Here is a 24231-nt window from a genome sequence, read left to right as displayed (position 1 = left end):
CCATGCTGCTGATCTTCTTTGCAGTGCTGGGCCTGCTGGCGAGCTATCTGATCTATGACTATCTGGTCACGGCGCGTACTGACGCACTGCGTGACCGATTGCTGGCCGGGCAGGAACTGGGGCCGGATGACAGCGGCAGCCTGTGGTCAGATGCGGCCGATCTGCTGCACCTGGCTGAAGTACGCGAGATGCTGTATCGCAGTTATCTGCTGCGACAGATCGATATCCGTCTCAAGCGTGCTGACCTGCCATTGTCATTGCCTGGTTATGTGGGCTTGTTGTTACTGTTCACCCTGCTCGCCTCTGTGGTGGCCTGGTTCTACATGGCCCAGCTATGGATGATCGCCCTGGCGGCCGTGCTGACTCCCTTGCTGGGCTGGTTGATCCTGATGCAGCTGGCTGCCCGCCGCCAGAAACGCCATGACGACCAGTTGCCCGCCATGATCTCCAGCTTCATCACCACATTGCGTTCTGGCGGCACCCCCATGACAGCGCTGCAATCCGTGGCCAAACACGGCCGCGACCCGATCGCCGGTTCCATGTTGTCGGTGGCGGATGCCTTGCAACTGGGTCGCCCGCCCAATCAGGCCTGGCAGGAGTGGGCAGAATACTGGGACACACGCGCCACACGTTTGCTGGCGCGCGGGGTGCGCATCAAATGGGAGGCAGGCGGCCAGATGACCAGCATGCTGCAACATATCCTGGACACGCTGGAGTTCCGCAAGCGCATGGAGTTGCGCGTCAGTGCATTGACGGCACAAGCCAAACTATCCGCCTGGGTACTGTCAGCCTTGCCGATATTGCTGGCGTTGTTGGGGTATCACTTCCGTCCGGATCTGATGGAGGCCATGGTCAACGACAGTTTTGGTCAGAAGCTGCTGTTTGCTGCTGCCGGGCTGAATGTGGTCGGCTTCTTCTGGCTGCGTCGTATTGCCAAGTTGCGCTAAACCATGATGATCCTGCTTGCGCTGACCCTTGTTCTGCTCGCCATGGTCTACATAGGCTTGCAATCCTATCGTCAGCTGGCTGCACGCAGCCGGCAACGTGAACGCATCCTGTTTGGCTTTAGCGTGCCTGAGCAGGAGGAAGAGGCTGACCTGTCCGCTGGTGATTACGGCCTGGAGGGGTCGGCGCGGTTTTATTTTCATCTGCGTAAATTCATTGCCACCACGCAGGGGCGTGTCAGCTTGCTGTTGCTAGGTGGCCTTCTGGGAGCCACCGCCAGTGTGCTCCTAGGCAAGCAGGACAGCATGGCCACCTATGCAGTGCTTTCCGGCGGTGTGCTGCTGCTTTTGTGTATGTTCTGGTTGCTCAAATACCAGAAGAATCACGACAGCATGGTGAAGGAGGAGCTGCCCAATCTGCTGGAGACGGTGGCCGCCATCATGGAAAGCGGCGTGGCCTTCGAGTCTGCACTGAATTTTGTGCTGCAGGAATCAGACCCGCGTCATCCACTTTATTTCGAACTCAACATCATGAACGAGGCCATGCTGCGTGGTCGCCGCCGCAACGAAGCCTTGCGCTTGTGGGCGGGGCGCAGCCGCGTCGAAGCAGTTGGCGATGTCGCTTCCGGCATGATACAGGCCGACCAGACCGGTGCCTCTTTGGGGGCGGTGATGCGTCACCATGCGCAGGCATTGCTACGCGAGAACGAAGCCGAAACTCAGCGCAAAGCAGAACGCCTGCCCATCCGCATGCTGCTCCCTATGGCCAGCATGATCCTGCCTGCGGTGTTCATCCTTGCCGCTGGCCCCAGCATCATCCGGGTTTTCCAGATCATCGACGAGATTATTTCCTGACCCATGCCTCTTCTGCAGCAGATACAGCATCAAGCCAGCGGACGCCTGCTGGTGGCACGTTTGAGACGTGCGGATAATTTCTTCACGCGCCTCGCCGGCTTGTTGGGGCGCAAACCCTTGCAGCCAGGCGATGGGCTGCTCATCACGCCATGCCAGCAGGTGCATACCCATTTCATGGGCTATGCCATCGACGTGGTGTTTCTGGACGCCAGCTTGCAGGTGCTTGCGATTGATCGCGCGATGCGGCCCTGGCGTATCAGTGCCTATGTTCGCAAGGCCGCCCATGTGCTGGAGTTACCTGCACACGCGGCCAGTGAGGTGCAGATCGGTGACCAGCTGGTGCTGGCAGGAGGCAAGGCATGATACGTCTGGAACAGCTCACCATACGCTTCGGCCAGTTCAATGCGGTCGATGGGCTCAGTCTCGCGGTCGAGGCGGGCGAGTTATTCGGTTTTCTTGGCCCGAACGGGGCAGGCAAGACCACCACCATACGTGCGCTTACCGGGGCACTCAAACCCAGCGCTGGTAGCGTCAGCATCAACGGACATGCCTTGCCCTGGCAACTGGACACCGTCAAACCCATCATGGGCTATGTGCCGGATACCGAGAACCATTTTGATGATTTTACCGGCCGCGAAAACCTGCAACTGTATGCGCGCCTGTATGGGGTGGACAGTGCCAGCGTGGAAGACTGGCTGGCTCGTTTGCAGCTTAGCGAAGCGGGCGATCTCAAAGTGCGCAACTATTCCAAGGGCATGAAAAAAAAGCTGCTGATCGCGCGCGAACTGCTGCACAGCCCCAGGCTGGTGTTCTTCGATGAGCCCACCGCCAATCTGGACGCGCATTCCATCCAGCTGGTGCGCAGCTTGCTGCGCGAGCTGGCAGCGTCGGGCACCACGGTGTTCCTAACCACGCATGATATGGACGAGGTGGAGCAGATCTGTGACCGCGTGGCCATCATCGCCAAAGGACGCCTGCTCGAATGCGACACGCCCACTGCCTTCATCACACGGCATGCCGAGCGCTATTGCGATGTGCAATATGACAGGGACGGTAAATCCATGCGCGAAACCTTGCATCTGGATGTGCCCGAAGATAAAGCCAGGCTGTCCCGTATCGTCACGGAAGAGCACTGTGTCCGTGTGCATTCACGCGAATTCCGCTTCGAGGATGTGTTCCGTAAACTGACTGGACAGGCTTACACATGATGAAACGCTTGAACCGGCTATGGGTGCTTTACAGCAAGGAATGGTTGCGGCTGCGCCGTAATCCGGCAGCGCTGATGGCGGTGGGGCTGTTGATCCTGATGGCCTTGCTGGTCAGTATCGAGAGCAAAGCCAGTGCCCAGGCCAAGCGCGCGTCGCAAGGCCCGTGCCTGGTGGTATACCCGGCTGAAGATGACTTCATACGCCACCTCAAAGCCAATCAGCATCCGCGTCTGCCAGTGCGCTTCCAGGCCTTGCCCAGGGCATTCGAGCCGGGCGTGCGCATGGACTATCCAGCCAGGGTCAGTTGTGTGGCCGAGATCGGTATGCGCAACACGGACAGCGCCGCTGACACTGACAGCGCGCGCGCAGAGCGCCGTGTGCTGTTCCGCTACGCCGGTACCGATCTCAAGCAGATCAACGGCCTGTCGCGCTGGGTGCTGGCCGGGCTGGCCGCCTACCACAGTGGCGACAACATACAGCAGGGCTTGCGCCCACTGCCTGCAAAAGCCGCCGCCACCGCGTCGTCCACCTTCGACCTGGGCAGCAGCAAGTCCAAAGCGGTGGTCGGCGCCATGCTCATGTTCTCCACACAGTTCTTTGTGTGCTGCGCCTTGTTCATCTCGCTGACGGCACACGAGCGCGAGCGTGGCATCACCCAGGCACTGGCCATGACCACGGCGGGTCCGGGCGAGCAATGGCTGGCCAAATTCCTGTTCCACCTTACCTTGTCCTTGCTGGCCAGCGCCGCGATCTTGCAGATCCTGATGCCTGTCATGCTGCAAGCCGCGTTGAGCTGGTTGCTTATCGTATGCAGCAGCATAGGCTTGATCTCCATCGCCACGCTATTGACCAGCCTGAGCCGCAGCCAGACCTCTGCCAGTTTGATGGGCTTCTGTTATCTGATGCTGGTGGGGGTCGTGTTCGCACTGGCACAGAATTTCCCGGCCTTTGATGTGCTGCGTGGTTTCATGTTCGAGTTCCACAGCATCAGCCTGCAGACCCTGCTGCTCGACAGGCCTGACAAGGATTTTGTCGTTAAAGGGCTGATACACACCGCCAATCTGATGATCATGCCGCTGCTGCTGATGGGCCTCGCCATCTGGGTATGGAAACGACGCGGCTGGCGTCAGCCATGATCTGGCGATGCGTGCTGGCGGCCTTGCTGCTGTGCAGCAGCAGTGCGCTGTCGGCAGCGCAAGAGGCCCGACCCTGTCGCATCACTGGCTATAGCTACGAGATTCTGTGCGGTGAGCTGCTGGTGCCTGCCGACCCGCAACAGCCACAACTCGGCACCATCAAAGTGGCCTGGCGCAAGATCGCGGCACGGGCACGCTACCCCAGGCCAGACCCATTGATATGGATACCGGATGGTATTGGTGGCGATGCTTCCGAATACGCTCCCGGCCTGAGTGCCACACTCACCCGTGTGCTCAATACCCGTGACCTGATCTGGCTGGACACACGCGGTAGCGGCGCCTCCACCCCTTTGCAGTGCGCACCGCCTGGCCCGGCCTCCATCAGCAAACGACTGGAACGGTTCAGTGATGCGCGCACGCTGGCCGCCTGCCAGCAAGCCATCCTCGCCGCGGGTGGCCTCGCTGTGTACACCCCGCAACGCATGGCCGCCGATCACGAACAGTTGCGGCAACAACTGGGCCTCAAGCAGGTGAACGTGCTGGCAGAAGGCACAGGCGTAGAGGTGGCGAAAGCCTGGCTGCGTATACAGCCCAACGCCATCAACAAGATGGTATGGGAAAGCCCTTTGCCTGCTGACGATCCACTGGCATTCCAGGCCAGCTACAGTGCCGATGCCCTGGCCCAGTTGCTGATCCGCTGTGAGCAGAACCTGCGCTGCATGGCCGCCTACCCAAATCTGAACAGCAGGCTGGAACAGCTACTGCGCCAGTTGCCAGTGAGCTTGACACTGCCACACCCGCAGACTGGCCATCTGGACAACTTTATTCTGGATGAGCGCATGTTGGCCAGCCTGCTGACCTCCATACTGCGCAGCACCAGCTTGAGTTCTGCACTGCCTGCCGCGCTGGAACAGGCGGCCAATGGGCACTGGCTGGCGCTGCTTGGTTTGTCGTCTTCGCTCTGGTCGCGCGATGACACGCGTTTCAATCACGGCCTGTGGCTGGCACGCCAATGCCAGTGGCTGACACAACGTCAGGGTGCGCCCAGTTCCGTATGGGGGCAGTGGTTCCATCAGCATAAGGTCTCCAGCCTGCAAACCTACTGCGCGGACTTGCCGCCTTTGCCCAGCAGTGACCTCGCTGCCGTTGATCTTGATGATATCCCCACGCTGGTGCTGGCTGCCCGCTACAGTGACGCTACGCTCGCCGATCGCGCCATGCGGCATGTGATCAAGGTGCCAGGCGTGGCACAACATGTGTTGTCCCATGGCTGCGCGCGTGATGTGATCTACCGTTTTATGGCGGCAGATGGCATGCCGGAAAAAGGCAGTCTGGAGGCGGAATGCCTGTTGCGCATCAAAGCACCGGCACCAGGGCAGGTGTCCGCGCCGCTGCAAGCGCTGCCTGCTGCTCAGGAGGTCGGGCCATGAGTCATGCCGCTATGCTGGTCGGCAATTCAAGCAATGGCCCAGCCGATAGCCCAGGCGGCAGCCCGGCCAGCATCGATGTGCAGCATGTGCATAAAGGCTATGGGCGTGGCGCAAGGCGGGTGCAGGCCTTGTCTGATGTGAGTTTTCAGGCCATGCCCGGGCAGATCACGGCGCTGCTTGGGCCGAATGGGGCAGGCAAGACCACGTTACTGCGCCTGCTGGCAGGGCTGCAGCTGCCGGATGCCGGTCAGCTCAGTCTGGCCGGTTTGCCAGTGCAGCAGGCGCGCCACCTGCTCGGTTTTTACAGCGAAGGCTGCGGCCTGTATCCGCGCCTGACCGCACGCGAGAACATGCGCTATTTTGGCCGCCTGCATGGCATGACGGACACGCAGATCGCAGCGCGTATCCAGCAGTTGAGCGAACCGCTGGACCTGTTGCGCCTGCTGGACCGCCCCATAGGCCCGTGCAGTCTGGGTGAACGCATGCGCGTAGCCTTGGCACGCGCACTAATCCATGACCCCGCCATCATCATCCTGGATGAGCCCACCAATGGCCTGGACCTGGCTTCGGTCAGGCGACTGCGCCGTTATCTGCGCTATCTGGTGAGCGGTGAAGGCGGCAACAAGTGCCTGCTGTTTTCCAGCCATGTGATGCATGAAGTGGCCAAGCTGGCCGATGAGGTGGTGCTGATCGCCCAGGGGCGTGTGGCGGATAGCGGCAGCGTGCCGGAGTTGTGTGCACGCGCCCATGCGCCTGATCTGGAAGAGGCTTTCGTGACACTGACAGGACAACCGGGCTGATGCAAGGTATCCGTACCGTGTGTGCCAAAGAGCTGCTCGACACCCTGCGAGACTGGCGCTCCTTGTTGCTGGTGATCCTGGTGACCGTGCTCTCCGGCCCGCTGCTGCTGATCATGATCACCAACAGCCTGGCCAGTTTCGAGGCGCGTGCCGAGCGCCGTATCGTGCTGGTGCAAGGCATAGACCATGCGCCCTCGCTCGCGGACTACCTGACACGTGAAACGGTGACGCTGGAGGAGGCACCAGCCGATTTCCGCGCACAACTGGCCTCAGGCAAGCTGGCCGACCCGGTGCTGCTCGTGCCACCGGGCTTCGAGGTGGCCTGGCAGCAGGATCAGCCGCTGACGCTGGAGCTGGTCAGTCATTCCGGCAATGGGCGCGCCAATGCCGGCGTCAGCCGCCTGAAGCGCTGGCTGCGTGGCTATGCCAGTGAGCGCGCGCAACTCAAGCTGCTGTTGCGCGGCGTGCATGCAGGCAGCTATGACACGCTCAAGATCGAAGAGATCGATCTGGCCAGTGCGCGTGCCGATGTGTCACGCGTGTTCGGTATGCTGCCGTTCTTTCTGATCCTGGCGGCGCTGTATGGCCTGTGGTCAGCCGCCATCGACGCCACTGCTGGCGAGCGTGAGCGCGGCACATTGGCACCGGTGCGGGTCACACCGGTCAGCACGCTGCAGCTGGTGCTGGGCAAATGGTTTGCGATCGTGCTGGTAGGGGCGCTGGTGAGTGGTTTGGCCGTGTTCAGCTTTTTGCCCGCACAGGCCATGATGCACAGCGAAACGCTGCGCGCCATGCTGGCCTTTGGTCAACGTGAAGCCTGGCGATGCTATGCCGCTGTTGTGCCGCTGGTACTGCTGTATGGGGCCGTGCTGATGTGGATAGGCATGGTGTCGCGCAGCGTACGTCAAGCGCAACTGGGCGCCACCGGCGTGGTGCTGCTGTCTTCGGTATTGCCGCTGATGGTGCAATTCGACGCGGCAGGACAGGCGGGCTGGCATGCCTGGCTGCCGGTCGTGTCACAGAACCAGATGATACTGGCCGTGCTGGCGGGCACTCCGGTCAGCCTGATGCAAGGACTGCAAGCCAGCGCTGCCTGCATCGCATTGTCAGCGCTGATGCTTTACTGCACTGCCCGGCGCATGCAGCACACGCTGGATTAGAAAACCAGCCGAGTTGATCGGACTGCTGGATGCTTCCGGCATTGATAGCCATCGCCGATCACCACCTGCAACATCACTTCGATAACGGCTACTCGCAATGAACCAGTCCCGGCATGACATCGCCGGGGCTGGTTTCTTTAGGCTTGGGGAGTTTCGGTTTTAGCGGCTGTAGACTTCGGGATGCATGAAGGCGCTTTGTGCCTGTGCTTCGGTGCCGTAGATCATCATGACAGTGTTGGGGTCAGCCTTGGCTCTAGGCATGCGCGTGGTAGGTTCCAGCGGCTTACTTTCGGTCAGGCGCATTTCATCGTTGAAGGGGCGAAATACATAGCGCATATTGGCGCCAGTGGCTGCCGCCAAGGTGGTGACATGAGCGTCCTGAGGCAGCATCTGCAACACGATGAACTCGGTATCCAGCGCGGTGTTCCGGTTGCGGCCCCGGCGCTGATTGGGGATGGGGATCGCCATCACCTCGGCATTCTCGGCAACCAGGGTGGCGCTGGTGGCATCTGCAGCCAGCCCGCGACCAGCACCTGCAGCTTGCATGGCACGCTGCCGTTCAGCACGGCCTGCGCCGGGTTGCGTGCCAGCTACACTAGGCGGTAGTGCAGGTGGCAGATTGGCTGCATTGCCTGCACCGGTCGGGCGACCGATAGAAAGCAGATCGATGCGATCGCCTACTTTCAGCGAGAAAATGGAGCCAGGGAACATCGCCGCACTTAGCACCACCACACGGTAGCCGGTTTTTGCCAGGCCGGAATAGGTACCCGGCGCACCAGAAACTGCCACATCGGATTCACGCAGATAATCACCCGCAGGGATGGAACGTGTCACATAACGGCCTATGTACTGGTCTGGCGCGATCAGGGCATCGCTGGGCACCCGCTCTGGCGGCACGAAGGAGATACGGATCAGATTGCTGGAAATGCGGCCACCAATGGCGATGTCACGCGTGACCTTGGGGATGGCGATGTAGCCAGCCGGGCGCTGCGCCTGTACTGGCGCGGGCTTTTTCTGCATGCCCATGAAGGCATAAGCGCCACCTCCCATCAGCAGTAGCATAATGAGGACCAGGATCAGTTGCTGGCGCTTTTTCTGACGGATGCGTGCGGTGTTCTGTTGTGCCATGGTTTAGTTGCAAGCGCTTATCTGGTTGGTGGATAGGTCAACTTCGTGGCAGCCACGGAAGTCGCGGAAAGGTTTGATCGTGGGCAGGCCGGTGTCACCTACCGGGCCAAGCTCGCTGCCCGCAGCGCCGACCAGGTTGTTGGAGCCACTTTTCCCCATGCGACCGGGGTTGTAGTAATACGGGATCAGCGATTCATCGTTCATCTCTGCTGCACCGAAGGGAACAAAGGAGTCGAACACATAGCGGTAGCGGGTGTGGATGCGCAGGCTGAACAGGGGGCCAACCAGACAACTTTCCGTCATCACCAAATCACTGGTAAAGCCTTCATTGTTACATTCGATCTGGAACGTTGGTCTGAAGGTAGCAGCCAGTTCAGGCGTGGTGTCACCACCAAAAAAATAGTAACCCGTGATTGGCCGGTCTGCATCGTTATAACTGTCGGGGCAGCCTTCTGAATCAGCATCATCTGACAAGCACAGCTTACCAGGTGGCTTTAACAGCAGCATGCCATTTGAACATGCCTGATCCAATGCGTAGTCGTTACCTTCCAAACATACTTTGACGTATTGCGAATACATGGCCTGATTCAGTTTAGGCAGGCCGGGCACATTTAAATCTGGATTATCGCGATCATAATAGCCACCCACCAAGATGCTGATTCTACTCAAGCCATCACGTGCATCATCTACGCCCATGCAACTTTCAATATCAATTGGGAGCGGATTGAACAGATAAATCAGTGTGCTCTCGCCTTCAATGTAGCGTTCAAGATAGCGGTTCGGGTCTACAAACCGATTGCCTAGCCCATCATCGTAATCATCGCCGACGCATTGAGGTGAGCTGATCAGATTACTGGTTGCCGGGTCATGATCCGCTAGTTCGATAGGGTTGGCAGCAAGTAGCAGAGCCGCTTTTTTGGTCTTGAGTAATTCTACTTTCAGGTTATAGATGTTGCTGGGTAGCAGTGGCAGCAGGTCTTCGTGCAATCCGTTCAACAGATCGTCAATAATCTCAACAGTTAACGGACCGAGTTCCGCTTCCAGCACAGTGAGATAGCGTTCCAGTTCATCATTCGTACCATTACCGTCCAGATCTTGAGGTGTGTCATCTTCTAGTTGGTCAAGTGAGCCGCCGCTCCTGTCGATATCCTCGATCTTTTGATTGAGTTTGCTTAAGGAGCCACCAAAGACATTCAGTAGACCAACGTATTCGACTGCTCCCGCTTTCGCACCTTCCGAGGTCTTGTAGGAATTGAACCCCGCCGAAGTGAGTTCAGCTGCGCCAAACATGAACAGAAACGCCACCACCAGCAGAATGGCGTATTCCACCATGGCCTGGCCATGCTGAGACCTGCGCTTGCAATGGTTGATATGAGCCGTGATCATGGGTGTGGTTTCAGGCCGCTGCGGATTTTGCCGCGCGTTGCACCACGGTCAGCATCTGTTCGCGGGTATCGCGCCAGGTGTCACTGTGTTCACACTGGGCGTATTCATTGAAGTAGGGGCCACCCGAGGTGAAGTGCACCAGCGCGGCATCCGGGTCTGGCGGGGTGTAGCCCACCAGATGGTTCCAGCGTTGCGGCAGGGCACCGATCTCGGCGTCGTCTGCCAGCCACTTGAACTGGTGCAGTTCCAGGCCGCTGGCCGTGTTGACGTAATCCGGGGTGAGTTGCTTGCAGCGCGCGTTGTTGAACAGCATCACGCTGGACCAGTTCTTCTTCTGGTATCTGGTTTGGACTGCGCCCAGGAACTTGGTGTCTTCACGCGGTTTGTGGTCGTGTTGCACACATTGCACCGCATAGCGCTCATCACGCATCGCCCACAGTTGCGCGATGTCATCCTGCATCAGCATGTCGCAGTCCATGAAGATGCTCCAGCCTTCATAAGCGGACAGGTAAGGCACCAGAAAGCGCGAGAACGAGAATTCGGTGGATTGCAGCGGGTTCAACTCGCGTCGGTAGATGCCTTTCAACTGCGACAGCATCACCGGTGCGATGCACACGGGCTCGCTGGCACGCTGATGGATGCTGTGGGACAGCACCGCAAAGGCGGCGGTTTCGCGCGGGTCAAAGCCGATGAAGACACGGATCATGCTGGTTCTGCTCAAGATAAGCTAACAGGCATTTGGTGCAATAAATATGCCGTGGCATTAAAGCATTGCAAGCGCTTGTTTTGCATGGCGATATGTCGCGACACAAGCGCTAATGGCAAAACGGATGGTTGTAGTGAACCGGATATCTGGTTATTTATAGCCACCGCTGCCATCTTTGTGCCTAATGTTGCGCATGGATTAACCCGTTTGGGTTGTTTTTAACAGCCAATGTTGTGCCAGCGACGTTGAGGCTGACCGCGTCGATCACGCGTTCCAGTTCGGCGTGCATGCCCACCCACATCGGCAGGCGTACCAGACGTTCCGAGAGTTGTTCGGTATACGTCAGCTGGCCATGACAGCGCGCATATTGTTTGCCTGCTGGCGCATTGTGTAGCGGCACGTAATGGAACACCGGGTGGATATGCAAGGCCTTGAGCTGATCGATCAGCTGTGTACGCTGCTCCAGCGAGTTGAGCAGCAGGTAATACATGTGCCCATTTTGCTTGCAGTGAGCAGGAATGATGGGACGGCGCAGCAGGCCAGCCTGTTCCAGTGGCGACAAGGCGTAGTGGTAATGCTGCCACTGTTCCATGCGTGTCTTGGTGATGGCTTCGGCGTTCTCCAGTTGCGCCCATAAAAAAGCGGCGATGAGTTCGCCCGGCAGGTAGGAGGAGCCGATATCCACCCAGCTGTATTTATCCACTTCGCCACGGAAGAACTGGCTGCGATTGGTGCCTTTTTCGCGGATGATCTCGGCGCGCTCGATAAAACGGCGGTCGTTGATCAACAGTGCGCCGCCTTCGCCGGAGATCACGTTCTTGGTCTCGTGAAAGGAATAGGTGCCCATGTGGCCTATGCTGCCCAGTGGCCTGCCTTTGTAGCTGGCCATCACGCCTTGCGCGGCGTCCTCGATCACCAGCAGCCCGTGACGGTTGGCGATGTCCATGATGGTGTCCATCTCGCAGCCCACGCCAGCGTAATGCACAGGCACGATGGCGCGGGTCCTGGGCGTGATGGCGGCTTCGATCAGGCGCTCGTCGATGTTGAGCGTATCCGGGCGTATGTCCACAAACACCGGCACACCGCCACGCAGCACGAAGGCATTGGCGGTGGAGACAAAGGTGTATGAGGGCATGATGACTTCGTCACCCGGCTGGATGTCGGCCAGGATGGCGGCCATTTCCAGTGCGGCGGTACAGGAGTGGGTCAGCAAGGCTTTCTTGCTGCCCGTGCGTGCTTCCAGCCATTGGTGGCAGCGCTTGGTGTAAGGCCCATCCCCCGCCAGCATGCCGTTGAAGTGTGCTTCGGCGATATAGAACAGCTCTTTGCCTGTCATGTACGGTTTGTTGAACGGGATCTTCATCGCTGGCACTCCATCATCCAGTGGGTATAGGGGATCCAGCGCCGGTGTTTGAGTTCACCGCGCTGTTGGCGGAACACGCTATTGGCGATGGATTGATAAGCAGCCGATGTGCGTACGTTCTGGCCGCGGTCACGGCGGATCAGATAGCGCGCCACGGGATGCTGGCCATGGGCATAGCAAGGGTCTATGGTGATCAGGCGGCCACCAGGCTTGAGTGCCGTGTAGGCGAGCTGCATCAGCTGGTGTGCTTGTGCATCGTCCAGGTGATGTAGCACACCAAACGCCAGCACCAGGTCGAACTGCTCGATATCAGCCAGCGTCGCCTGTTCTACCATGGCGCAAGAGAACCGGCCCTGCGCAGGGTAGCGACGACGCGCTTCGGCGATATAAGGCGGGCTGGGGTCAAAGCCGTGGTAGTCGATATCGGGCAGGAAATCGAGGATGCGTGCGGTACCGCAGCCTATGTCCAGCATGCGATGGCCAGCGGCAGGGCGCAGATACCGTGTGACCAGGTCACGGCGTATGCTGCGCGCGCCCATCAGGTCCTGAAAGGCGTCATACAGGCGCGGGTGGCTGAGCAGGCGACGAAATCCGGTGGTGATCTGCATGAGAGTTGTACGCTAGTTTGGTGGAGTGATACGGGTGATCCGGCAATCCATCACCGGTTGCAAAGTAGCCGGGATGAACGCAGCCAGCCTATGCAGCTGCAAAAAGTGTAGCCCACGCAGCAGGGCGACCAGCCAGGTGGAACGTCGTGCAGAGAATTGCGCGTCACTGGCAGCGCGTGCCAGCATGCGTACGAGCAGCGAACGCTGGAAACGCACCCGCAGCGCTGGGTCGCGTCGCACGGTGCGCCTGACTTGCGTGACCGTGATCCAGTTCAGCGAGCGCCACAGACCGGCCGGGTCGTCCAGCGCTGGATGGGTGCTGATACGCCGCGAGAACAGCCGTTCGGTCCAAGCCTTGCAGAACAGGGTGGGGATGTTGAAATGGGGCTCATAGGGGAACAGATAGTTAGGGCAGGTGAAGTGGTAGCTGGCTCCAGGCTTCAAGCTGCCTGTCACGCGCTCGATCACACGCTCCACCGCACTGACATGCTCCATCACATTGATGGAGAAACAGAGATCGAAGCCTAGGCGACTATCCAACTGTTCTGCTTCTATCTCCAGCAACACCGGGCAGCAAGCCTGTGCCTTGCTGTATTCCAGCACCCTGCCACGCAGCCGTGCAAAATGGCCGAAGCCATGGCCCGTGGGTTCCAGTGCCGTGACGGCATAACCCTCCCTTACCAGCTGAGTGCTGAGCAGCAGGGCGCCTGCACCCACTTCAAGTATGGCGCTGCCGACACGCAGCGCACGCAGATCCTCCTCAATGAAGTGGCGTCCGAAACGCGCTTCCGCCGCATACAGATCAAACATCGCCAGCAGGGCAGGCTCGCTAGACAGGATATGTAGCCGCAGCGCTGCCAGCCAGTGGGCTATGTCGTTCACAGCCTTGCTCCCGGCACGGTTGTCTGCACTGTTTTTGGCAAGCTGCCGCGCCCTAGCTTCTATCGCCGGTGCGCTCATTGCTGCTGACTCATGATGACGATGCCCACCAGGATCAAGCCAGCTGCCAGCAGTTTGGCCAGGTTCAACTGTTCACCCAGGATAAGCACGCTGCCGGCCATGACCAGCAGAAAAGCGCTGCCTATATAGACAGGGAAACCGACTGACAGCGGGATGCGTGTCACGACCACCAGCCAGAGCAGGGCACTGAACAGTGCCGCTGCATAAGCGGAGACGATGAACGGGTCGGAAAAATAACCCAGCAGCCGTTCTGGCCAATCCTGGCCGGTCGATGGCATCACGATCTGGCTTGAGCGCCATTTCACCATCAGCTGGCTATAGGCCACCAACAGGGCAACCGGCAGGATGTAGAGCAGTAATCGCATCTTATGTGCTCAAGCGGTGGTAGATATCAACGGCGTCATCGAACTGGAAACCCAGCGAGCGGTACAGGTTGACCACAGCAAGATTGCTGGCCGAGACCGAGCTGCTGATCTCATGTGCCCCGTCGGCAAACAGCTGCTCACAGCACAGGCTCCACCAGTATTTGGCACGCCCACGCCCACGCTGCTGCTCAGCCAGCGCATGCAGTACCAGTTGTGTGTCTTGAACGGCAATGAAGCCCGCCAGCTGCTGTTGCCAGTAAAGGCCGTAGACGTTTCCTGCTGTGTGCAGCTGCTTTAACCAGTTGTCGTAGCGCAGGTCAGCCGCAGCGCGATCGATATGGAAGTCGCGATGGAACCTGCCGTGCGTGAACGCGCCATGGCAGATGTCCAGCACCTCATCCAGCGGTGGCGCGAGCGCGATGTGTGCGTCCGCATGCTGTGCGCTGCGCAGCTGTTGCGGCTTGCAACGTGGTGTGAGCAGCGTGTCGCAGTAATAAAAGCCATAGTCATACAACCAGTGCTTGTCACACAGCGGATCCACCTTGATGGAGTACAGGCCGGGCGTGGTCACGGCTTCAGCCAGCGCTGCCTCGCTGTATTCGAGCAGCTCGCCGCATGGCATGCCGAATGCCAGCGTATCCCAGGGAGTGGGCTTAATCCTGCTGGTCATCGCTGAAGGTGGCCTGGTGGATGATGTAGAGCGGACGGTCTTTCATCTGGTCAAAGGCTTTGCCCAGATAGATGCCCAGCATGCCGAGGATGCCGATGATGATGCCACCCAGAAAGTAGATGGACACGATCAGACTGCTCCAGCCTTCTACGGTTGTGCCATGCCAGTAGGCATGCGCGAAGATGGTCATGCCGTAGATGAAAGCAAAGGCGGACATCAGAAAGCCGAAGCGGATGGCAAGACGCAGCGGTTTGTCGGAAAAGGCGATGATGGTTTCGGAGGCCAGTTTCCATAATTTCAGGAAGGTGTAGCTGGACTTACCCTCGAAACGCTCGCTGTGCTCCACTTCTATGCTGGCAGTAGGGAAGCCCATCCATTGCACCAGGCCGCCGAAAAAGCGCAGCTGCTCGCGCATGCGCCGGAAGTTGCGGACCACTTTGCGTGACATGATGCGGAAATTGCCATGGCTACCGTCATAGTCCATGTCGGCGAGGTAGCTGAACACGCGGTAGAACAGCATCGACGTGCTGCGTTTCAGGAACGGGTCCTGGCGCAGGCCGCGCTTGGCCAGCACGATGTCATAGCCTTGCTGCGCTTTGGCATACAGACGCGGGATCTCTTCCGGCCTGTCCTGCAAGTCACAATCCATCACCACCACCCAGTCGCCACGACAATAGTCCAGACCTGCCGTGATGCCATAATGCTGCCCAAAATTGCGACTGAACTGCAGGCCGCGTACCCGTGCATCGGCCGCCGCCAGGCGCTGTATGCCCTGCCAGGAACGGTCGCCACCGCAATCCTCCACCAGGATCAGCTCGAAATCCGTGGAAATGGTCTCCAGGGCTGCACGCAAGCGGCGATACAGTTCATCCAGACAGGACTCAGCGCGGTAGACCGGGATCACCACCGAGATCAATGGGCTGCCGTTTCCGGTCTTGGGAAGGTGTTCACTCGGGTTTGGCATCAAAGCTCCTGCAACACAATTGGCCGGTTTCAGCCGTGCTGGCGCATGAGGCCACCCAGCCTTGCATGTTCATATCCGCCAGCACGCTGCTAATCGGCAGACCGGATTTTCTGCTTTGAAAGCCCAGGTACTCCAGCGGATATAGATGTGGCACATGCTTGAGACGCTCATAAGCAATGGCATCGACCAGCAAGCGGCCCTGCGTCAGGTCCAGGCCGCAGCGCTTGTTGATGGTGGGTAGCTGCGGTTTTTGTAGTAACGCCAGCTTGGCACCGTAGCTTGTGTCCGTGCTCTTAAAGGCGGGCACTATGTTGCTGTAATTGAACAAGGTGGAAGCCAGATAGACCGGTAATGTCAGCGCCAGCATCAGATAGGCGGGCGTGGATGCCGTTTGCTGGCGACGTGTGAAATACCAGGTGAGCCCCGCGGTGATCAGCAGATGGATGAAAAAACAACGGTAGAAATGCTGGCCGGTGTTGATGAGCCACAAGCCCAGCGCTGGCGTTATCAGTAGCAGTACCACGACAGCGTTGCAGCGCTTGAATGAGGGGCTGGCAGTCTTGCTCACCAGTTGGCGCACACTGAATACGCTGACCATCACCCCCATCAGCAAGGTCATGAGCACGGTGAGCAGGATGGCTGCGTTCAATATCAATACCGGCTTGCTGACGGTGATGGGCGGCAGGTAATCGACGGCATGCTGTTTCTTGTAAACGAACTGACCAAGATAATGGCTGGTTTTATCCAGCAGCCGGGTGCTGAAGATAACTGCTGGTAGCGCTGTCAATGGATGCTGGTAGCTGGCTAGCTCCTGCGCAAGCGCTGCGTTGTTATCACAAGCCAGCTCGGCCTGTTTGTATTGAACGCCAGTAGCGCTGATTGCCAGCAAGCTCAGGCCTGCTGTGATTAGCCAGAGACGGTGCGGGCGCAACAGCCGATACAGTGCATACAGATTCAGTGGCAGGAACAGCACGCCCTGCAAATGTGAGTACAGGGATAACAGGAACGACAACAGGATCAGCGCAGCAAGGCATGAGCGGACTAGCCATATACAGGAGCCTTGTTCTGCAACACTGACGCGCAGGGCGATCAGGCAGATGGCGATGTTCAGCAAATGCAGATATTCAGGACGGGTCAGCAGCATGGACGATCCAGCCAGGCCGACCAGGCTGCCTAGCAGTAGAAAGCTGGCTGGCCGTATGCACAGCCCGGAGACCGATACGAAAAACAGCAATACAAGGGCAAACACCGCTGCGCGAGCGGTCATCGGGTCAGCCTGCAGATACCACCATGAGCTTAGCCAGGCTGGTAGATGAAACAGGGGCGGAATGTGGGTATGCCAAGCTTCGCATAATGAGAACAGGCCCATGTGCAGCGGGCCGTCCTGAATGAAACGTGCGTTCAAGATGCGGTAGACGAACTCGTCCTGGTAGTAATCCATAGGCCACCAGGCAAGCAGGGCTGTCGTCAGCAGTGTCAGTAACAGCAATAGTTTCCAGCCTGTCGCCTCAAACAGGCCGATCTTGCTTTGACATGGAGGCCGCAACATGGCGTGTGCGTCAGTAACGGAACTGGCTGAAGTTCTCCAGCCACCAATACGAGGTTTCTATGTCGTTATGCCAGAACTTGGCTGCTTTCGCTTTGCAAGCCTCAAACGTGGCAGCACTTTCCATGATCTCGGCGAACAGCGCCCTGGTTTGATCCGAGTGGTAGCTGTCCACAATGAGATGCTTGCGATAAACAAAACTGGCACCGATCAAGGCCAGCCACAGGGCTTGCTTGTCACTTGCACGTGCATGGCGGGCGATGCCTTGCAGAATGGAAAGATGCAGGATGCCCTTCTTGATGTTCTTGTTATCACGGTCTGGTTGCAGCGATTTAAGTGCCTTGTGCACGCCATAGCGGAAATACTGATAGTCATCCGGGTCTGGCATGTGGTCTATCCAGTGCTGGTCGGTGACCACGGCAGATTTGCCTGCTAGCTTGGGCGGATAATCCACATTCAGCTGCTCGTCGCTACCCAGCCAGCGTGTCGAGGAAGCGAACATCTGGATGCCGGGGATGTTGATCTGACTGGGGCAGTCGTAGACCCAGGCAAACAGGTGGGCCAGCGTGTGCTTCTGGCAGAATTCCAGCATCTCGGCAAAGCTGTGCTGGGTGTCGAACAGCATGTCGGCATCCAGCTTTAGGAAATAATCACATTCGGCTGCATGCTGCATGAAGCTGGCATACAGCGTGTCGTGCGCCAGCTTGTTCGGCAGGTGCTCGATGACGAAATGCTGATGATTTTCAAACGTTTGCGCGGCCAGCATGGCCAGGCAAGCGGCATACTCATGCTCCCCTGAATACAGGATGCCCACCAGTACACGCGGCTGGTCAGCGTGCTTGAACTGGAGCTTCAGCGCAGGTGCTGTGATCGCGGCGCTGCTGGTACTGGCGCTGCTACTAGCGCCGGTCTGGCTGGAATGGGGCCGTTGGGTGGTGGGCGCTTGTTGCACCTGCAATAGCGCCTGCTCCCACTGCTCAAGCAACTGGTTTGACACCAGTTTGCCGGGTTCAGCTGGCAGGTCAGCGGTGATGCACACCGGGCTGCTCGTTACTGCGCTAAAGCTGGCTTGAAGTGCCGGGCTTGCTACGGTGACCAGATCGGCCAGTATGGCCAGCTGCTTTTGCAAGGGGCCGCGCTGCGGATGCTGAAGAAAGTCGTTACAGAAATCCGTCACCAGCCATGCGCCGCGCTGCTTGGCGTCTTGTGCCAGCTTGAGCGCGTGTTCACCAAACACCTTGGAGACCACGACGACATCGCCTGCCATGGGCGTGGACGAACCCCAGCCGCCCATGGCCTGGGATAATTCCTCGTTGACGACCTCGCTGGACCAGCCACGCTGCTGAAGTGCCGTCAATGGCGCGATCACGCGTTGCTGGGTGCTGCTGAGTGCAGATCGCATCACACCCTCTAGCTGCGTGATGGCACCAGCAGTGATCCAGATGATACGTTTGTTTTTAATGCTGCCTGCCTGTGCGGTGCTGCCTGGCAAACGGCTAGCCAAGTTGCTGGCGAAGCTGCTAGCCCGGTGCGCAGCACCTGCTGGCCAGGCTTGCTGCAACTCGCTTTGCAAGGCCGCGAGTGCGCTGCTCCAAGTGCATGTGTTGGCGGCCACCTGGTGTTTGCCGGCTTCCCGGTAGACTTTATCGTTGGGGAACCAGGGTGAACTGGCGCCTTCATGGCCCCAGCGCCAGTCGCCCGGGAACTGAACCAGTACGCGTGAAGGCCTGCCCGTGCCGGCACGCAGATGCATATTGGTGCTGGAAACGCCAACATGCTCATCCAGCAGCGTGAGCAGGGCCAGCAGTTCTTCCAGGTCGTCCGTGAGTGCTGCGGCATCGCACAGCCTGGCGCCCAGATGCTGCTCGAACTGACGTAGTTCAGTGATGGTGCAATTGCGCTGCAGCGCGACCCAGGTGGCCTGCACAGGCTGCAGTGCAGCGGCGAGCGCCTCGACCGGGATATGTTTGGACAGCTTGCCATGCAGCAGGCTGACATCGCTGGCATTCAGGCCGGCACGCCAGGTGACGCCGATATAAGGGCCAGGACCTTGCTGCTGCAACCAGTGCTGCCATTTTTCCAGCAGCGCTGCTTGGGCTTGCAAAGGCAGAGGCGGTGCGATGGCAGGTGCCTCCAGTTGCTCGACGGCAAGCGGCAGGTCGTTGACGATAAAGCTCAAATCGTAATCTTCGCGCGGCGGGCAGGACTCGTCATCCGCGAACACCTCATGCAGATAAGCATGGCGCTTGAGCATGGGTGCCAGCTTCTTGCCTGACCAGTAATCCACCTTGTAGCCCGCTGCAGTCAGCCAGGGCAGGTAGCGTAAATAGGTCAGTTCATCCCCCAGCCCCATATCGCGTTTGATCAGCAGGCGCGCCGTTTGGCCAGCCTGCAGGCGCGGCGAGCACCAGTCATTGAGCATATCCTGGCGTTGCGGAGACTTTCTGGCACTCAGGTCACGGAAGCCCAGGCGCGCATCACCGAGCTTGAGCCTGGCCATGCCGCAATATTCCTGCGTGCTGAGTTGCCCGGGGGCCAAGCGCAGGCTGTGCTCGAAATCATGAATGGCTTCTGGCAGGCGGTTCAGTTGCTGGAACAGGCCGGCACGGCTGCGATAGACGTTTGCCGCGTGCTGCAGTGCTGGCTGAGCGAGTGCTTGCGCGGCCATCTGCTCGGCCTGCTCGAACTGTTCAGTGGCGATCAATGCCCGCAACAGGTCGGCGACGATGCGGCCGTCTTGAGGTGCCAGACTGGCGGCGCGCGCCAGCACCTTGCTGGCGATGTCCGGTTTCATGTCGCGCATGGCAGCCCAGCCCAGCAAGTGCAAGGCTGCAGGGTGGTCGGGCTGCTGTTGCAGGATGCGCTGCGCCGTCTGGATGGCTTCGCTGATCTTGTGCTGGGCTATGGCTTGCCAGCCTGCTCTGATTTCACTTGCTGTGAGTTCAGCTGCCCTGAGTTCGCTTGCATTGAGATCGCTTGCCTTGAGATCGCTTGCATTGAGATCGCTTGCCTTGAGATCGCTTGCGCTGCGATCAGAACTGAAGTCACTTTGTGCATGGCTGCTTTCGGCTAACACAGCGGCAGTTTCTGTGACTTCAGGCCTGGGCTGTACGGCGCGAGGCTGTCCTGGTCGCGGTAAGGCGTTACTCAAGCTGGAAAGTGCAGCAGCCCAACTCAAGTCTGCGCTCTGACGATGGATGCGCATATTGGGGTACCAGGGGCTGCTGTCGCCTTGTGCCAGCCAGCGCCAATCCTGCACCGGGTAATTGATCAGTATCTGCGCAGACAAGCCCAGTCCAGCGCGCAGGTGCACATTGGTGTTGGGCACGGCAACATACTCGTCCACCAGGCTAAGCAGGGCCAGCATGTCTTCCAGCTTGTCATTGAAGCTGGAAAGATCGGCAAGTTGGCCACCTAGCGCGGTGCGCAGGCCCTCGAACTCGCTGGCATCAGGAACGCGCTGCACGCTGATGAAGGTGGCTTTGACACTGGCGAGTTGTGCCCCTAGTGTTTGAGGGGCTATATGCTTGTCGAACATGCGCTGACCAGCGCGTATCTTGCTGCCACGCGGGCCTGCTCGCCAGGTGACCGCAACATAAGGGGCAGGCCCCAGCGCTGCGAGTTGCGCTCGTATCCTGGCGATTCGCTTGGGGTCCGCTTTGAGCATGAGCGGGGCCTGTACTTCGTCCGCACCAAGCTGGATGGCGGCGAGTGGCAAGTCCCCCATCTTTAACCAGAAACCGTTGTGAGGGATGGCGAGTTCGTCTTTGACACTGGCAAACTCGGCAAGCTGACGCAGCAATGGTTTGGTTTTTTTGTCACACTGGATATGCAGTTTCCAGCCTTGCAGGGACAGGGCGCTTGCATGGCGCAAGTAGAACAGGGTGTCGCCCGGACCTTGCTCATTTTTAAGCCATAGCTCCCCTGACACGCCGGGACGCAAAGCCGGGCTGCGGCTGCCTGAGAGATGGTTTTCGGAGCGGCCGGTCTGGTGTTCAAACCCGATGCGCCACTTTTGTTGTATCAATTCACAAAAAGCCAGGCTGCCTAACCAGGCTGCCGGGTTGCGGCTCAGTGCAATAGCGGCGTTGGCTGCCTGCTCTCCGGCTTGGAACTGGCCTAGCGCGATATGGATGGCAGCAAGCAGGCCCTGATTCGCACTCGAGATTCCGTAACGCTGGATAGCGTCCTGCAATGGGGTCAGTGCCGCAGATGGGTGACCGGCAGCCAGCAGGGCTTGGGCGATATCACGCAGACGCTTTTCGGTGACCTCGATGTCCAGCGCTTTTTGTAACAGGGGAAGGGCAAGGTCGTAACGGCCATCCCGGTAGGCAAGCAGGCCGAGCAAGTGGGCCACTTCGGCAGAGTCAGGTGCGATGGTGGAGGCTTGTTTTGCATGGGGCATCGCAGCGTCGGTGTTGCCTTGATCGAACTGTAGCCATGCACTATCCAGTGATTCGCGTAGTAGTTGATCGACCTGACCCATGTCAGCACTTTCAGGCATCAACGCCGAACAAGCGGCCTAGGTGCAAGTTCAGCTGCCACACACAGACCATGATCGCGCCCGCTGCCAGCGCGACGCCATACGGCATGGCGATGGCACCTTCCGAGCGTAGATCCCAGCCCATGTCCTTCCCACCTGACAGCCAGACCGTGCGTGCCATGAATTTCATGTTGTAGAACATGTGCTTGAGTCCACCTATGCGCCATGCCAGCGCAAGTGCCCAGATGCCGCCTACGATGGCACCGTTGAGCAAAGCGAGAATCACGCCTTTAGGGCCTAGTAACAGGCCGTAGACCATCATCAGTTTGACATCGCCAGCCCCGACTTGCCGGTACTGGTAAGGTAAATACAGAAATGCACCGCCCAGCACCATGCCCAGCAATGCAAACAGGAAACCTTTAAAGACGCTAGCGATGGGTAACAAAAACGCCATGGCGATGAAGATCGCCAGAAAATACAGGATGCCCCATTTGAGCAGTCGGTTTGGAATGCGGCGCGTGCGTATGTCGTGCCAGGCAGCAAACAGGGATAAAACGATCGCGCCAACCAACAGCGCAACGATGAAATGCTCGGAAGAAAGTGCCAAGATAGTGGTCTTGATTCTCGTTATAAAAGCGATGCCACCATGTAGGTGGCATCGCATCAGCAAAGGCTAGCGTTAGCTTACCTTTAAGCTACCCGGTTGATTATGGCTCAACTTGATTCAGGATAGCGTCGGAACCAGCCAGGGTGTCACCCATGTCTTGTTGCAGCATTTCGTCATTGTCGAATACCAGGCCGGTAGCGGTGTCGCTCAGGGAAACCAGGCCATCTTCAACGAAACGAACCAGGTTGTCGGTACCAACTTCATCAGCTTCGCCACCTGGCAAGTGGTTGGCCATCCAGGCGTACAGGTCAGCAGTACGATCACCCAAAGAAACTACAGCGATGTAGGAAACTGCAGCGATGGCACCCAGGGTGACACCGTATTCAACCATGGATTGGCCTTCTTCGTCCTGGATGAAGCTCTTTACGTTTGCAATCATTTCAAACTCCTAAATTAATTTTTATAACCCCAGTTGAAACGACTGATCTGGCGGGGTAAGTATCCGGATCGGCCGTGCATTAAAAACGCCTGAAACAGCAGCTTGTGGCTGCTTGTGTTGCGGGGGGGATCAAGCGCTCCCGACACACGACCGGCCTAGGCTCCGGTACTCACCCCATGTGTGCAGACCAACTATTGCAAGCGCTATGCCAGTGACTTAGTTTTCTGCCGTTATGATTTATAACGTAATGAAAACAATGGATAAATTATTTTATGGTTGATGAATCGTGGATAAGCCTGACGAAGTTGAGGAGTATTGGCGGTGGTTGTAGAGCAACGGGTTGGTGGTTGTATACACGCACACGGGTGTTAATGAAATGTCGAATCGTGTAAATAAAATGTAAATGGCTACACAAAAGTAGGGTGTTTTGTCATGAGAGTGTTAAAGAATTGTTAACTGCCTATGATTGTATCGAAAATGCCATCACCAATTGGCTGTATACAGCCAATTCATCAATAAAATTAGTAACTTAGTGCTTGATAATTGAGGCTGTCGTTTATAATAGCAACAGGTATGCCTAGTACCGCCTCTTTATCCCGATTGAAAGGAACACCATGAATAACAAACTGATCCTCGCGCTGAGCGTGACCTCTGCGCTGGCGCTTTCTGCGTGCAGTAACGGCACTTCTGACACGGCTACCGACAAGCACGCTGGTAAGTTCGAAACTTGCATGCAGGCTGCGTTGGCCGAGCGTCCAGGCAATGTGCTGACTGTGGAAGCGGAGATCGAGAACGGCAAGCCGATCTACGAGTTCGATATCGCAGCTGCGGATGGCAAGGAATGGGAAGTGGAATGCGATGCAGCTTCTGGCAAGGTGGTTGAGCTGGAAGAAGAAGTGGCCATCGATGACCCACGTTTCGTCGAAAAGGCCAAGGTTTCCCTGGATGATGCCAAGGCAGCCGCACTGGCTGTGCATGCTGGCGAGATCATCGAGACCGAATATGCCATCGAGGCTGACGGCGGCGCTTCCTACGAGTTCGACATCAAGCTGGCTGATGGCAGCGAGATGGAAGTCGAGATCGATGCTGAAACCGGCAAGCTGGAAGAAGAACCTGAACTTGAGGTTTATCAGATCGGCGAAGAGAAGTAATCTGCAGTTTGATCGCTGCTGGCGACATCTTGTCGTTGGCAAGCTAAAGCATAAAAGGACCTGGTGACAGGTCCTTTTTTATTTTGGCTTCACTAGACCTGAGATTAATTGCTGTTGGTTTGGCTTGAATGTGCATTGTTGCCGTGCAAAAAAGCTTGTCTATGGCTAGTCAGCGCGTCGTCAGTCTTGAATCTTGATTTTTTGGTAGCGAACATGGTTGTCAGTAACCATATCGGTTGTTAGTAGCCACCACTTGTATTGCTTGATGTGAGTGTTGTTCAAATAATTAACGCTCTATAAAGCGTTGTATCAAGATAATTCA

The 24231-nt window shown here is 58.0% G+C and carries 22 protein-coding genes; 9 read left to right on the top strand and 13 right to left on the bottom strand.

All coding sequences use genetic code 11. From position 1 onward, the window contains the following. The first annotated feature begins 2 nt into the window (after nucleotides 1-2). The 8 genes from ED236_RS10790 to ED236_RS10755 are packed head-to-tail and all read left to right on the top strand — an operon-like array spanning nucleotide 3 to nucleotide 7533. Nucleotides 3-947, top strand: coding sequence for a type II secretion system F family protein (locus ED236_RS10790; protein WP_123237986.1), 945 nt, complete (start codon nucleotides 3-5; stop codon nucleotides 945-947). A gap of 3 nt (nucleotides 948-950) precedes the next feature. Further along, entirely contained in the window at nucleotides 951-1799 is an 849-nt protein-coding gene (locus ED236_RS10785) for a type II secretion system F family protein (RefSeq protein WP_123237985.1), read from the top strand. 3 nt (nucleotides 1800-1802) lie between these two features. Beyond that, nucleotides 1803-2162 (top strand): DUF192 domain-containing protein, encoded by a 360-nt coding sequence (locus tag ED236_RS10780; protein ID WP_123237984.1) that lies wholly within the window; start codon nucleotides 1803-1805, stop codon nucleotides 2160-2162. Further along, nucleotides 2159-3007 carry an ABC transporter ATP-binding protein gene (locus ED236_RS10775; RefSeq protein ID WP_123237983.1) on the top strand — a complete coding sequence of 283 codons (849 nt, stop codon included), beginning with the start codon at nucleotides 2159-2161 and terminating at the stop codon, nucleotides 3005-3007. Before ED236_RS10780 ends, ED236_RS10775 begins: the two co-directional genes overlap by 4 nt. Beyond that, nucleotides 3004-4143, top strand: coding sequence for an ABC transporter permease (locus ED236_RS10770; protein ID WP_123237982.1), 1140 nt, complete (start codon nucleotides 3004-3006; stop codon nucleotides 4141-4143). Before ED236_RS10775 ends, ED236_RS10770 begins: the two co-directional genes overlap by 4 nt. Then, nucleotides 4140-5573: an alpha/beta fold hydrolase gene (locus tag ED236_RS10765; protein WP_162299616.1), complete on the top strand. Its 1434-nt coding sequence runs from the start codon at nucleotides 4140-4142 to the stop codon at nucleotides 5571-5573. Before ED236_RS10770 ends, ED236_RS10765 begins: the two co-directional genes overlap by 4 nt. Then, a complete protein-coding gene (locus ED236_RS10760) occupies nucleotides 5570-6373 on the top strand; it encodes an ABC transporter ATP-binding protein (RefSeq protein WP_205125679.1) in 804 nt (267 codons plus the stop codon). Before ED236_RS10765 ends, ED236_RS10760 begins: the two co-directional genes overlap by 4 nt. Then, a complete protein-coding gene (locus ED236_RS10755; RefSeq protein WP_123237980.1) occupies nucleotides 6373-7533 on the top strand; it encodes an ABC transporter permease in 1161 nt (386 codons plus the stop codon). The genes ED236_RS10760 and ED236_RS10755 overlap by 1 nt, the downstream gene beginning before the upstream one ends. Before the next feature lie 159 nt (nucleotides 7534-7692). On the opposite strand, the gene ED236_RS10750 is transcribed toward ED236_RS10755, so the two are convergent. From ED236_RS10750 to ED236_RS10690, 13 genes are all read right to left on the bottom strand, one after another. Further along, nucleotides 7693-8661, bottom strand: a complete 969-nt coding sequence (locus ED236_RS10750; RefSeq protein ID WP_123237979.1) for an SAF domain-containing protein — start codon at nucleotides 8659-8661, stop codon at nucleotides 7693-7695. A 3-nt stretch (nucleotides 8662-8664) separates the two neighbouring features. Beyond that, nucleotides 8665-10047, bottom strand: a complete 1383-nt coding sequence (locus tag ED236_RS10745) for a TadE/TadG family type IV pilus assembly protein (RefSeq protein WP_123237978.1) — start codon at nucleotides 10045-10047, stop codon at nucleotides 8665-8667. Between the two features lie 10 nt (nucleotides 10048-10057). Then, nucleotides 10058-10753 carry a glycosyltransferase family protein gene (locus tag ED236_RS10740; RefSeq protein ID WP_123237977.1) on the bottom strand — a complete coding sequence of 232 codons (696 nt, stop codon included), beginning with the start codon at nucleotides 10751-10753 and terminating at the stop codon, nucleotides 10058-10060. Nucleotides 10754-10934: 181 nt separating this feature from the next. Continuing rightward, entirely contained in the window at nucleotides 10935-12116 is a 1182-nt protein-coding gene (gene rffA / locus ED236_RS10735) for a dTDP-4-amino-4,6-dideoxygalactose transaminase (protein WP_123237976.1), read from the bottom strand. After that, on the bottom strand, nucleotides 12113-12724 hold the full coding sequence (locus ED236_RS10730; protein ID WP_123237975.1) for a class I SAM-dependent methyltransferase: 612 nt from the start codon (nucleotides 12722-12724) through the stop codon (nucleotides 12113-12115). Before ED236_RS10730 ends, rffA begins: the two co-directional genes overlap by 4 nt. 12 nt (nucleotides 12725-12736) lie before the next feature. Further along, nucleotides 12737-13606: a class I SAM-dependent methyltransferase gene (locus tag ED236_RS10725; RefSeq protein WP_205125678.1), complete on the bottom strand. Its 870-nt coding sequence runs from the start codon at nucleotides 13604-13606 to the stop codon at nucleotides 12737-12739. 74 nt (nucleotides 13607-13680) lie between these two features. Further along, nucleotides 13681-14049: a DMT family transporter gene (locus ED236_RS10720; protein ID WP_123237974.1), complete on the bottom strand. Its 369-nt coding sequence runs from the start codon at nucleotides 14047-14049 to the stop codon at nucleotides 13681-13683. 1 nt (nucleotide 14050) lies between these two features. After that, nucleotides 14051-14719: a GNAT family N-acetyltransferase gene (locus ED236_RS10715; protein ID WP_123237973.1), complete on the bottom strand. Its 669-nt coding sequence runs from the start codon at nucleotides 14717-14719 to the stop codon at nucleotides 14051-14053. Continuing rightward, the gene (locus tag ED236_RS10710) at nucleotides 14703-15683 is read right to left on the bottom strand and encodes a glycosyltransferase family 2 protein (protein WP_123237972.1); all 981 of its coding nucleotides are present in this window, start codon (nucleotides 15681-15683) and stop codon (nucleotides 14703-14705) included. Before ED236_RS10710 ends, ED236_RS10715 begins: the two co-directional genes overlap by 17 nt. Then, nucleotides 15667-17232, bottom strand: a complete 1566-nt coding sequence (locus ED236_RS10705; RefSeq protein WP_148042291.1) for a hypothetical protein — start codon at nucleotides 17230-17232, stop codon at nucleotides 15667-15669. The genes ED236_RS10710 and ED236_RS10705 overlap by 17 nt, the downstream gene beginning before the upstream one ends. Nucleotides 17233-17242: 10 nt before the next feature. Further along, a complete protein-coding gene (locus tag ED236_RS10700) occupies nucleotides 17243-21715 on the bottom strand; it encodes a tetratricopeptide repeat protein (RefSeq protein WP_148042290.1) in 4473 nt (1490 codons plus the stop codon). Nucleotides 21716-21725: 10 nt separating this feature from the next. After that, a complete protein-coding gene (locus ED236_RS10695; protein WP_162299614.1) occupies nucleotides 21726-22319 on the bottom strand; it encodes an A24 family peptidase in 594 nt (197 codons plus the stop codon). 100 nt (nucleotides 22320-22419) lie between these two features. Next, complete coding sequence (locus ED236_RS10690) at nucleotides 22420-22758, bottom strand: Flp family type IVb pilin (protein WP_123237968.1); 339 nt, start codon at nucleotides 22756-22758, stop codon at nucleotides 22420-22422. A gap of 614 nt (nucleotides 22759-23372) precedes the next feature. Between ED236_RS10690 and ED236_RS10685 the strand changes: the two genes are divergently transcribed. Then, nucleotides 23373-23909, top strand: a complete 537-nt coding sequence (locus tag ED236_RS10685; RefSeq protein ID WP_240032130.1) for a PepSY domain-containing protein — start codon at nucleotides 23373-23375, stop codon at nucleotides 23907-23909. The last annotated feature ends 322 nt before the right edge of the window (nucleotides 23910-24231 follow it).

Source organism: Pseudomethylobacillus aquaticus (genome assembly GCF_003730115.1).
GTDB lineage: Bacteria > Pseudomonadota > Gammaproteobacteria > Burkholderiales > Methylophilaceae > Pseudomethylobacillus > Pseudomethylobacillus aquaticus.
The sequence above is the reverse complement of the archived record's forward strand: the minus strand, read 5'-3'. Positions and strand labels throughout refer to the sequence as shown.